Below are 11,235 nucleotides of genomic sequence, written 5' to 3'. Positions count from 1 at the left end.
GGCACTCCACTTCACTCAACCACGGACACACCAGACTAGCGTATGGCCCGGAGCCGCGCCAAGGGAATGCGGGTCCCGCGAGGCGCTCGAGGGCCAAGATTATTCGTATTCAAAGCCTTTGTTCTGCGGCTTACGACAACAAAGCGTCGTATTTCGTCAAATAATAAGCTATCCACGCCGTATGATACGCGCCATTCCTTTTGAGTTCTTTCTATTTGCACCGCGACGGATACGGAGAGATGACACCATGAGCCAATTGCCGAACAGACAACCCCGATCACCGCGATTGCCCCTCGCGCGCCTGCTGACCGCCGGCCTGCTGGGCGGCGCCGCCCTGCCGGTCGCCGCCGCGCTGGAAGAGGTGATCGTCACCGCGCAGAAAAAATCCGAGAACCTGCAGCAGGTGGCGGTGGCCGTATCTGCCTTCGGCGAGGACACCATCCGCAACAGTGGTATCCTGGATATTGGCGACGTCACCGCCCACACCCCCAGCTTCTCCATCTCCAACTACAACCCGACCACCCCGGCCCCCTATATCCGCGGCGTGGGCACCAATTCCAGCAGCGTCGGCGACGACACCTCCATTGGCGTGTTCATCGACGAGGTCTACGCCGGTCGCGCCGGCGGCTACGGCGCCGACATGTTCGACGTGCAGCGCATCGAGGTGCTGCGCGGCCCCCAGGGCACCCTGTACGGGCGCAACGTGGCCGGCGGCGCCATGAACATCATCACCAACAAACCCGGCAATGAGCTGGAGGCGCGCGCGGAAGTGACCGCGGGCAATTACAATCTGCTGGCCATCAACGGCATGCTCAGCGGCCCGCTGGCCGCGGACGGCAGCGTGCGCGGCCGCATCGCGGTGTCCAGCCGCCAGCGCGACGGCCACGTGGACAACGTGGTCACCGGCCACGACCTGAAAAACGAGGACAACATCAGCGCCCGGGCCAAGCTGGCCTTCGATCTCGGCGCCAACGCCGACCTGCTGCTGTCGGCCGACTACGGCAGGGACGACGACCTCCGGGGTCCGGCGGCCCGCAGTACCATCAACGTGGCGCCGCCACTGCCCGGCGAGCCGGTGGACAGGGTGTCGCTGGACTTTGACGGCTTCACCGAGCGCGAGCTGTACGGCGCCTCCGCCACCCTGAACTGGGAAGTCGGTCCCGGCACCCTGACCTCGATCACCGCCTACCGCGCCAACGATTACAGCTTCCTCGACGACCTCAGCGGCACCTGGTCGGTGCTGTCGCTGACCAACGACGCCGAGGAGGAGTCCACCCAGTTCTCCCAGGAGTTGCGCTACGCCGCCGAGATGGAGGGCTTCGGCTACACGGTGGGCGCCTACTATTTCGACGAGTCAGTGGACCGCCTGGAGTCCTTCGACTCCTCCGGCACCATCGGCATCCCCGGCGCCTCCCGGCCCCTGTGGGATGCCGAGATGGACAGCACCAGCGCCTCGGTGTTCGGCGAGGCCACCTGGTACCTCAGCGAACGCCTGAGCCTGATCGCCGGCGGCCGTTACACCTGGGATGAAAAGCAGTTCACCAATGTCACCAGCAACCCCGACATCCTGGGCTACCTGCTGGAGGCCTACGCGGTGGACGAAGAGGAGACCTGGAGCAAGTTCACCCCCAAACTGGGCCTGGAATACAACCTCAGCGACGACATCATGCTCTACGCCACCTGGGCCGAGGGCTACAAGGCCGGCGGCTACAACGGCCTGGCGGCGACCCGCGTGGAAGCGGAGAAGCCCTTCGACCAGGAGGTGGTGTCAAGCTACGAGGTGGGCTTCAAGTCGGAGCTGCTGGAGAGCACCCTGCGCATCAACGCCAACCTGTTCTACAGCGACTACCAGGACCTGCAGAACTTTTTCGTCGACGTGGAGACCTCCGAGGTGATCACCGCCACCGCCGACGCCGAGATGCAAGGGCTCGAACTGGAAATCTGGTGGACCCCGCTGGAGCGCCTGGATATCTTCCTGGCCGGTAACGTGATGGACACCGAGTACACCGCGTTTCCCGCCAACCCCGCGGTGGAGGGCAATCAGCTGATGCGCGCGCCGGACACCAGCGGCTCGCTGGGCCTGCAGTACACCCAGCCCCTGGGCAACCTGGGCGAGTTGCTGCTGCGCACCGACGTGACCTACACCGACGAGATGTATTTCAGCACCGCCAACGTGATCGAGAGCGGCGCCGGTAGCTACAGCCTGGTCAACGCCCGCGCCGCCCTGCGCATGTATAACGGCTGGGAATTCGCCCTGTGGGGCAAGAACATCGCCGACGAGGAGTACGTGGTGCACAGTTTCACGGCCGGCCTCGGCGACGGCCACCCGGTGTACGGCGACCCCACCATGTGGGGCGTGACCGCCTCCTACGCATTTTGAAGCCGGTTGAGGTAGTGTAGCGGACACCATGCCGGAAACACTGAACACGCCCCACTCCAGCGACCTGCCCAGCGGTGCCCGCATCGACTGGGCGGTGTTCGCGCCCTCGCTGCTGCTGGTGCTGGCGGCGGGCATCTACCTGACCGGCTTCCCGGAGCAGGCCGAGGCCACCGCCCGCGCCGCGATGAACTTCGTCACCAGCCAGTTCGGCTGGCTGTTCGTACTCACCGGCGGCGGCGCCTTCGTGTTCGCCCTGTGGCTGGCCTTCGGCCGCTACGGCCAGGTGAAACTGGGCAAGGCCGGGGACGGCGTGGAGTTCGCGGAGATCCCCTGGGCGGCGATGATGTTCAGCGCCGGTATCGGCATCGGCCTGGTGAGTTGGGCTTTCGTCGAGCCCATCTACTACCTGTCGACGCCGCCACTGGGGGTTGAGGCCCACTCCAGCGCGGCGGTGGAATGGGCGCACATGTACGGGCAGTTCCACTGGGGCTTCATCCCCTGGGCCCTGTACGCCATCCCGGCGGTGCCGGTGGCCTACATGCTGTATGTAAAGGACCGCCACGCCCTGCGCATCTCCGAGGCCTGCGCGCCAGTACTGAACAGCCCCGCCCGGCGCCGCTGGAAACCGGTGATCGACACCCTGGTGATCATCGGCCTGATCGGCGGCGCCGGCACCTCCCTGGGCCTGGGGGTGCCCCTGGTGTCGGCCTTTGTCGGCGAGTTGCTGGGCATCCCCGACAACCTGCTGACCCGCTTCGGCGTGCTGGCCTTCTGGACGCTGCTGTTCGGCGCCAGCGTGTACCGCGGCCTGCACAAGGGCATCAGCGTGCTCAGCGACATCAACATCGGCCTGGCGATGGCGATCCTGCTGTTCATCCTGTTCGCCGGGCCCACGGTGTTCATCCTGTCGCTGAGCGCCAACAGCCTGGGCCTGATGCTGGACAACTTCACCCGCATGAGCTTCTGGCTGGACCCGGTGGAGCGCGGCGGCTTCCCCGAGGCCTGGACCCTGTTCTACTGGGCCTGGTGGGTGTCCTACGCGCCGATGATGGGGCTGTTCTTCGGCCGCATCTCCCGCGGCCGCACCATCCGCCACCTGGTGCTGGGAGTGATCGGCTGGGGCAGCCTCGGCTGCTGTTCCTTCCTCGCCATCTGCGGCGGCTACGCCCTGGACCTGGAACTGTCCGGCGCCCTGCCGGTGGTCGAGCGACTGGCCGGTCAGGGCATTTCAGCCACGGTGGTCGACATCGTGCGGCAGATGCCCCTGGGCGGGCTGATGATCGCGGTCTACACCTTCCTCAGCTTTATCTTCCTGGCCACCACCCTGGATTCCGCCGCCTACGTGCTGGCCAGCATCAGCACCCACGACCTGCGCGGCGACCAGGAACCGTCGCGGCGCAACCGCCTGACCTGGGCCTTTGCCCTGGCCTTTATCGCCGTGGGCCTGCTGGTCGTCGGCGGCCTGAAAACGGTGCAGTCGTTGACCATCATCACCGCGCTGCCGCTGATCCCGGTGTTGCTGCTGCTGGCCGTGGCCCTGCTGCGCTGGCTCAGGCAGGACTTCGGCGGGGCGGTGAAAAAACCGGTGCTGGTGCTGCCGGCCGACGCCCCCGCCAGGGACGACTGAGCCCGCGCCGGCCGCTCACGCGCACCCCAGCCACAGGGCGGTGAGCGCCGCCCGGCTGCGCACGCCGAGGCCGCGGTAAATATCGCGCACGTAGGTGTGCACGGTGGCGGGAGTCAATTCAAGTTTTTCGGCGATGGTCGCCTCGCTGTCACGGGTCAGCAGGCGGTGCAGAACCCGTCGATGGGCCGGCGACAGCGGCGTCTGGGCAATCAGCAGGCCGTGGCTGAGGAACAGCTGGCGATGGAACCAACGAATCGCGCGCAAAGCGGTGCCGACCAGTTGATAATCCTCCTGGCTGTAGGTCTCGCCGTTGGTGCGGTGAAATCCGTAGTAGGCCTCAGTGTCCTCGTTCAGGGGAAACACCGCAAACAGGGTGTCGTTGATATTCCGCACGCGGTACACCTGGTCGAAATGCTCCGAATCGAAAAAAGCGGGCGGCATGATGTCGCGCAGGGTGTGCACCCGGAAACGGCCCGCATAGCGAATCTGCACCGCGATGGGGTCAATGTTGTCGCCGCGCTGTACCGCCCGCGACAGGCGTCGGCTGATCCGCTCGCTGTTGGGCTCGCGGCTCAGGTAGCTGACCCGCAGGGGTCGCCACCCGAGGTAGGGGTCCTCCGCCTCCGGCTCGTCGACACGCACCGCGCCGACCCAGTAGCCGTCGTGGGCACCCACCAGCCCGCACAGCGTCTCGAGCAAGTGATCCAGCGCGGCATCCATCTCCCAGGCCGGATAGTCCGCCAGCGCATCCCACAACGCCAAAATATCTTCCCTGATCACCACGGTACAGCTTTATCCAGTTCGCTCAACAGGTGCCCGAGGCACCCTCCCCGGCCAGAGGTTACCTTTCCTCCAAACCAGACGCCAGCCCGCATTTCGTCCCGCCTTACCCCGTCTTCCCGTGACCCAAGCGCACCCGCCAGCCTCGCCGGGAGGACTCTCGCAACAAGCCCGTCGTCGGCAGGACCCTTGTTATTCGTGATAATCTACAGCCCGACACTCACCAGACCCGCCCCGATGGACGCCCCGCTTAGGGGAGAGACTCAGCATGCGCGTTACCCGCCACACCGACTACGCCCTGCGCGTACTTATCTATGTCGCTCTCAAGAATGGCGAGGCGGCGACCATTGGCGAGATAGCCGAACGCTACGCGATTTCACGCAACCACCTGACCAAAGTCGTCCACAGGCTGGCTCGCTGTGGATACCTGCTGACCACGCGGGGCAAGAGTGGCGGGCTGCGACTCACGCGCTCCCCCGAAATGATCAGCCTCGGGGCCGTGTTTCGCGACATGGAAAGCGAGCTGGGCGTTGTGGAGTGCATGGGAGGAGCGGGAAGCTGCATTCTGGATGGCGGTTGCGAACTCAAGAAGACCTTCGCCCGGGCCACGGCGGCATTCCTGGAGGTACTCGACCAGCAGAGCCTGGCCGACCTGCTGCCCGCCAGGGAGGCGCGACGGCTGCGCGAACTGCTGGCGATTGCCCCCTGAGCACAGGCGTGCCCGGGCTTTATTTACCCGGGTAATTGCGATACCGCGGAGCCAAGCCCCCCACCACCTTACCCGCGCGCTTTGACCTGCATCAATCACCACTAGATAACGGTTGACTGTTGGCGGAGACAGGTCTTATATAATGCATACGAAATACATGTTATAAAAGAGCTGCCCGCGGGCATCCTTTCTTTGGGGGGAGAGATGAACGAACTGCTTACGCGCAATGCCGCGAGGAATATCTTCTTCGGTGGCTCCACGTTTTTCTTCCTGATCTTTGCCGCCTTGACCGCCCACAGCCATTGGTACGTGGTGAATGTCTCCACCGACAGGGAGGGACTGACCGAGTCCGTGGCCCGGGGCAAACACGTCTGGGAAAAGCACAGCTGTATCAATTGCCACAGCATTCTTGGCGAGGGCGCGTACTTCGCACCGGAGCTCGGCAACGTCTGGACCCGCTACGGAGGGCGCGACAACCCGGAAGCCGCCCGGCAGGGCATCAAGGCCTGGATCAAGGCACAGCCATTGAACGCCCCCGGCAGGCGGCGGATGCCCGCCTTCGACCTCAGCGAAGAAGAACTCGACGCCCTGGTGGACTTCTTCCACTGGACCGACTCCATCGACACGCAGGACTGGCCGCCGCACCCGGTGGGCTAGGCGCACGCGAAAAAGGAGAAGCGCATGAAATACGAGAGCCAGCGAGTCGCACTGCCTTTCTTTGCCGTGGCCATGGCCCTGTTTGTTCTGCAGGTGGTCTTTGGCATTCTCGCCGCCACGGTTTACGTCCTGCCGGAATTTCTCGCCGAGGCCATGCCCTTCCATATCATGCGCATGAGCCACACCAACCTGTTGATTGTATGGTTGCTGATCGGCTTCATGGGCAGCACCTACTACCTGCTGCCGGAAGAGGCGGAACAGGATATTCACAGCCCGCTGCTGGCCTATCTGGGCCTGGCGATATTCGCCGTGGCGGGCGCCGGCGCCCTGCTCAGCTATCAGTTCGGCATCCACGAGGGGCGCGAATTTCTCGAACAGCCGCTGTGGTGCAAGGTACTGATCACGGTGTCCTTCCTGATGTTCCTGTACAACACCACGCGCACACTGCTGGCGGGCCGCAAAACCGCGATCAACCTGGTGCTCATGCTGGGGCTGTGGCTAGCCGCGGTGTTCTGGCTGTTCGCTTTCTACAACCCCAGCAACCTGTCCCTGGACAAGCTGTACTGGTGGTGGATCGTGCATGTCTGGGTGGAGGGCGTATGGGAGCTGATCATGGCCTCGCTGCTGGCCTATCTGCTGATCAAGATGACCGGCGTGGACCGCGAGGTGATTGAGAAATGGCTCTATGTGATCATCGGCCTGGCCCTGTTCTCGGGCCTGCTGGGCACGGGGCACCATTACTACTGGATTGGCACGCCGGGCTACTGGCAGCCCCTGGGCAGCATCTTTTCCACCCTGGAAGTCGCGCCTTTCTTCGCCATGGTGATGTTCGCCTTCTACATGTTCTGGAAGGGGCGCCGCAACCACCCGAACAAGAGCGCCATGCTGTGGACGCTCGGCAGCGCCACCGTGGCCTTTTTCGGCGCCGGTGTCTGGGGCTTCATGCACACCCTGTCCTTCGTCAACTACTACAGCCACGGCACCCAGGTGACCGCGGCCCACGGCCACCTGGCTTTTTACGGCGCCTACGTGATGATGGTACTCGCCATTATCACCTATGCCATGCCACAGCTGCGGCGCATGCAGCCCTACAACCAGATACTCAATATGTGGAGTTTCTGGATGATGACCTCCGCCATGTGCTTCATGACCTTTACCCTGACCTTCGCCGGCGTGGTGCAGACCCACATGCAACGGGTCATGGGCATCAACTACATGGAGGTCCAGGCCCAGCTCGGCCTGTTCTACGCCATGCGGCTCGGGGCGGGCGCGGTGGTGGCGGTGGCGGCGCTGCTCTACCTGTACGCGGTCTTCGGCCCGGCCCGGGAACAACTTCCGGCGACATCCCAGACCGCACTGGGCACAACCTGAGGCGACGGGCCCCGCAATGAATCATCTGGAAATGGCCGCCGGCCGGTCCGGCGGCGCAACGCAAATTCCCTACTACCAGAGCATTGGCGGCGAGTGCGCGCTGTTCCAGCACGCCTTCGAGCAGCGCCTGCCGCTGCTCCTCAAGGGCCCGACAGGTTGCGGCAAAACCCGCTTTGTCCAGCACATGGCCGCGCGTCTCGACAGGCCCCTGTACACGGTCGCCTGTCACGATGACCTGACCGCCGCCGACCTCACCGGCCGCTTCCTGCTGCGCGACGGAGAAACCCAGTGGGTCGACGGACCGCTCACCCGCGCCGTGCGCGAAGGCGGCATCTGCTATCTCGACGAGGTCGTGGAGGCGCGCAAGGATGTCACCGTGGTACTGCACCCGCTGACCGACGACCGCCGGCTGCTGCCGCTGGAACGGACTGGCGAGCAGCTGCAGGCGCCCGACGATTTCATGCTGGTGGTGTCCTACAACCCCGGTTACCAGCACATACTCAAAGCACTCAAACCCAGCACCCGGCAGCGTTTCGTGGCGCTGGCCTTCGATTTCCCGCCCCCGGAACAGGAACGCGACATCGTGGCCCGCGAGAGCGGCCTGGACACGCCCCGGGCCACGGCCCTGGTCAACCTCGCCGCCCGCCTGCGGGCCCTCAAGGGACAGGACCTGGAAGAAGGCGTTTCGACAAGGTTGTTGATCTACTGCGGCTCCCTGATTCAGGCCGGCGTGCCCGTGCTCGAAGCCGCTCGCGCCACGTTGGTGGAACCCCTCACCGACGACGCCGATGTGCAGGCCGGCCTGCTGGAAGCGCTGCGGGCCACCTTCGGCGAGGACTGAGTCGCGGTGGCGCTGTCACTGGAACTGGAGGAGTGGGTTGGGGCACGCTGGCACCACTGGGCCTCCCGGGCGCGGAGCTATCCGACATATCCCGACGCGGCGGTCACACTGGCGACAATAGCGCCGGCACTGTCAGTGTTTTTCCGCATTGCCGGCGGCGACCCCGGCCTGCCCATCCACGCTATTTCGTCACGGGAATCCCGCCACCGCCTGACATTGCGCCAGCGGCTGGGCTTCGACAGCGAAATGCTGGAGCGGCCGAGCCGGAGCCAGGAGGCCGTGCAGCTACCCGTACGCATCGATGTGTTTCCCCGGCGGCAACTCAATCGCGAACTTTATTACTGGCTGGCCGCTTTCCTTGCCAGCGCCAAAGCTCCCGCACGCGACACTGACGCCCTGCGTGCCGACATCCGGGCGCTGCGCCTGGCCAGGCAGGCCAGCTGTAATGTGCTAGGGGAATTTCCCGGCCTGTTCGCACTTCACCAGCGACTGAGTGCGGCGGCACTCAATGCGCGCCCGCCGCGCGGGCAACTGCCGCCCGCGGAAGCCGCCATTGAAGCGGCCGTGCGGGCGCTGCTCACGGGAACCACGCTCGCGTCCGACCCCGTACTTGAGGCCGTGTTCGATCGGTCACGCTCACTCGACGACATTCACGCCCCTCGCGGCTACAGGAGCTTCCTGCCGGTGCCTTTATGGGGAGTGGTGGAGCCGGGAGCCACATGCACGCGGGACGCGCCGGCGGGGGATGACGACCCCAGGATCGAGGGGGATGGCCAAAGCGTTGCGGGCGGCGCCCGCAAGGCCTCGCGCAAGCGCCAGGACCAGAGCGAACGGGACGATCCACTGGTATTCAATCGCTTTGAAAAAATGCTGTCGTTCGCGGAAATGGTCAACCTGAACCGCATGGTCGACGACGAGCCTGATGACAAGGCCGGCAGGACCGCGGAACAACTGGATCAACTGACACTCAGCCCGCACATCAAACGCGCCGCGTCGCGCTTGAACGTGGAACTGGAGCTGGCACCGGACACGGTGCTCGCGGGGCAACTGGAGGGCGAGTTTACCTATCCCGAGTGGGATTACCGCAAACAGCGCTACTTGCCGAAGCAGAGCCGCGTGCTTACCGGCCTTCACAGTGAGAGTAGCAAACCCTGGCACCCCGACGCCGCGACGCACCGCAGGGTCCTGCGCGTGCAACGGCAATTCGAGGCCCTGCGGCCACGGCGCGTGGTGCTGCGCGGACAGCGGGACGGGCCGGACCTCGATACCGATGCCGTGGTACGCGCGTATTGCGATCAGGTGGCGACCGGAGTGCCCGCGGAACACCTGTACCTGGCCGCGCGCCCCCAGGCCCGCGACCTGGCCGTCAATGTGCTGGTGGACAACTCCCTGTCCACCGAGGCCTGGCTGGAGGACCGCCGGATCATCGATGTCAGCCGCGAGGCCCTGTGGGTACTGGCGCACGGACTGGCGCGCTGCGGCGACGACTACGCCATCGCCACCTTTACCTCGCACCGGCGTCACCGGGTGCGGATCAATCACATCAAAACGTTCCAGGAGCAAACCGGCGCGCGGGTCGACCGGCGCATCGCCGCCCTGGAACCGGGCTCCTACACCCGCATGGGGCCCGCCATCCGCCACGCCACCTTTGAACTGGCCCAGCGCCCCAATCGCCATCGCCTGCTGCTGCTGATCAGCGACGGCAAACCCAACGATACCGATTACTACGAGGGGCGCTACGCCATCGAGGATACCCGCCGCGCGGTGCTGGATGCCCGGCAACAGCAGATTCGTGTATTCGCGATCACCATCGACCGCGAGGCCGGCCAGTACATACCGCGCCTGTTCGGGCGCGGCGCCTACGCCATGGTTCGCCGGCCGGAAAACCTGGTCGCGGCCCTACCGCGCCTCTACCGCCAGATTACCCACGGGGCGGTTTGAGGTCAGCCGGTGCAGCCCAAACGCGCAGCGGCCGACGAGCCAGGCCAGCTGTGCCGTGAACACGGCGTAGCCCAGTGTCCAGGCCCACTCGGCGGCCAGCCCCTGCCGTCCGAGCCACCACCAGAGTACACCCCCCAGCAACAAGCCAGCTACCGCCCAGCACACAGTCGCAATCTGGAAACGCAGGTGTGTTGCAACCCAGGCCGCGCTGCGACGACGCCAGAGACAAGCCAGCGCGGCTCCCAGTGGCGCGGTGACCAGGGTCAAAATACTGCCGAGCAACAAACCGTAGACAATCACCGCCACCCCGCGGCCACTGGCCGACTTGCCGGGGGAATGGTCGATTGCCACGGCGCTCATCGCGGCAGCGCAATCACGCGCCCGAGCTCGCCCTCCGCGGGCCGTCCCGGATAGCGGGACCGGAAGCGCGCGATACTGGCCCCGATCGCCGCGGGGAAGTCCGCCGAGTGGCCGCTCTCGGTGTCCACGTACATCAGCATCAGCTCGCTGGTCGCCAGGACCTCGCCGCTGTCCTCGCGTTGCATGCCATGGTGCACGTGCAGGCGCTTGTGATCGGAGTTCACCACGGTGCTGAACACCTGCAGGGGCGCCCCCTCGCCCACTTCCCGCAGGTAGCGCACGTGCGCCTCGAGGGTGTAGACCGAGCTGTGGTGACGGGCGCGATAGGTCTCGTCGACCCCGATGGCGTCGAGCAAGGCATCGGTGGCGAAACCGAACACCAGCACGTAGAAGGCTTCGCTCATATGGCCGTTGTAGTCGATCCAGTCGGCGGACACCGGGGTCCGGCAGGCGGGAAAGTAGTCGTTGAAATCCATGGCTAACTCCGTGTGCTTGGCTGTGCGGGCCACATACTAGGCGTGAAAGGTGTAAACTTGTGTAAATTTTCCGACTGAAACCTGCTCAAAACC

Annotated in this window: 10 protein-coding genes; 7 read left to right on the top strand and 3 right to left on the bottom strand. The window is 65.1% G+C overall.

Features of this window, described 5'->3' with window-relative positions; genetic code table 11:
- Positions 1–247 precede the first annotated feature (247 nt).
- Positions 248–2,380, top strand: coding sequence for a TonB-dependent receptor (locus JYP50_RS08030; RefSeq protein WP_206559979.1), 2,133 nt, complete (start codon positions 248–250; stop codon positions 2,378–2,380).
- A gap of 28 nt (positions 2,381–2,408) precedes the next feature.
- Positions 2,409–4,007, top strand: a complete 1,599-nt coding sequence (locus tag JYP50_RS08025; RefSeq protein ID WP_206559978.1) for a BCCT family transporter — start codon at positions 2,409–2,411, stop codon at positions 4,005–4,007.
- A 15-nt stretch (positions 4,008–4,022) separates the two neighbouring features.
- Here JYP50_RS08025 and JYP50_RS08020 read toward each other — a convergent pair whose 3' ends face one another.
- Positions 4,023–4,769 (bottom strand): helix-turn-helix transcriptional regulator, encoded by a 747-nt coding sequence (locus tag JYP50_RS08020; RefSeq protein WP_206559977.1) that lies wholly within the window; start codon positions 4,767–4,769, stop codon positions 4,023–4,025.
- A gap of 286 nt (positions 4,770–5,055) precedes the next feature.
- On the opposite strand from JYP50_RS08020, the gene JYP50_RS08015 reads away from it, so the two are divergent.
- From JYP50_RS08015 to JYP50_RS07995, 5 genes are all read left to right on the top strand, one after another.
- Positions 5,056–5,496: an RrF2 family transcriptional regulator gene (locus tag JYP50_RS08015; RefSeq protein ID WP_206559976.1), complete on the top strand. Its 441-nt coding sequence runs from the start codon at positions 5,056–5,058 to the stop codon at positions 5,494–5,496.
- 204 nt (positions 5,497–5,700) lie between these two features.
- Positions 5,701–6,153 carry a c-type cytochrome gene (locus JYP50_RS08010; RefSeq protein ID WP_206559975.1) on the top strand — a complete coding sequence of 151 codons (453 nt, stop codon included), beginning with the start codon at positions 5,701–5,703 and terminating at the stop codon, positions 6,151–6,153.
- Between the two features lie 24 nt (positions 6,154–6,177).
- On the top strand, positions 6,178–7,524 hold the full coding sequence (locus tag JYP50_RS08005) for a cbb3-type cytochrome c oxidase subunit I (protein WP_206559974.1): 1,347 nt from the start codon (positions 6,178–6,180) through the stop codon (positions 7,522–7,524).
- Between the two features lie 16 nt (positions 7,525–7,540).
- A complete protein-coding gene (locus tag JYP50_RS08000) occupies positions 7,541–8,365 on the top strand; it encodes a CbbQ/NirQ/NorQ/GpvN family protein (protein ID WP_206559973.1) in 825 nt (274 codons plus the stop codon).
- A 6-nt stretch (positions 8,366–8,371) separates the two neighbouring features.
- Positions 8,372–10,306: a VWA domain-containing protein gene (locus JYP50_RS07995; RefSeq protein WP_206559972.1), complete on the top strand. Its 1,935-nt coding sequence runs from the start codon at positions 8,372–8,374 to the stop codon at positions 10,304–10,306.
- Here the strand turns inward: JYP50_RS07995 and JYP50_RS07990 are convergent.
- Positions 10,265–10,666 carry a hypothetical protein gene (locus JYP50_RS07990; RefSeq protein ID WP_206559971.1) on the bottom strand — a complete coding sequence of 134 codons (402 nt, stop codon included), beginning with the start codon at positions 10,664–10,666 and terminating at the stop codon, positions 10,265–10,267. The genes JYP50_RS07995 and JYP50_RS07990 overlap by 42 nt on opposite strands.
- Positions 10,663–11,142 (bottom strand): thioesterase family protein, encoded by a 480-nt coding sequence (locus tag JYP50_RS07985; RefSeq protein ID WP_206559970.1) that lies wholly within the window; start codon positions 11,140–11,142, stop codon positions 10,663–10,665. The genes JYP50_RS07990 and JYP50_RS07985 overlap by 4 nt, the downstream gene beginning before the upstream one ends.
- Positions 11,143–11,235: the final 93 nt, after the last annotated feature.

The organism is Parahaliea mediterranea (assembly GCF_017255185.1).
In the GTDB taxonomy this organism is placed as follows: domain Bacteria; phylum Pseudomonadota; class Gammaproteobacteria; order Pseudomonadales; family Halieaceae; genus JAFKCZ01.
The sequence above is the reverse complement of the archived record's forward strand: the minus strand, read 5'-3'. Positions and strand labels throughout refer to the sequence as shown.

Bases quoted from the DNA above. Each gene is read 5' to 3' on its own strand.
- JYP50_RS08000 (WP_206559973.1), top strand. From the start codon at position 7,541: ATGAATCATCTGGAAATGGCCGCCGGCCGGTCCGGCGGCGCAACGCAA.
- JYP50_RS08005 (WP_206559974.1), top strand. From the start codon at position 6,178: ATGAAATACGAGAGCCAGCGAGTCGCACTGCCTTTCTTTGCCGTGGCC.
- JYP50_RS08010 (WP_206559975.1), top strand. From the start codon at position 5,701: ATGAACGAACTGCTTACGCGCAATGCCGCGAGGAATATCTTCTTCGGT.
- JYP50_RS07985 (WP_206559970.1), bottom strand. From the start codon at position 11,142: ATGGATTTCAACGACTACTTTCCCGCCTGCCGGACCCCGGTGTCCGCC.
- JYP50_RS07990 (WP_206559971.1), bottom strand. From the start codon at position 10,666: ATGAGCGCCGTGGCAATCGACCATTCCCCCGGCAAGTCGGCCAGTGGC.
- JYP50_RS08030 (WP_206559979.1), top strand. From the start codon at position 248: ATGAGCCAATTGCCGAACAGACAACCCCGATCACCGCGATTGCCCCTC.
- JYP50_RS08025 (WP_206559978.1), top strand. From the start codon at position 2,409: ATGCCGGAAACACTGAACACGCCCCACTCCAGCGACCTGCCCAGCGGT.
- JYP50_RS08015 (WP_206559976.1), top strand. From the start codon at position 5,056: ATGCGCGTTACCCGCCACACCGACTACGCCCTGCGCGTACTTATCTAT.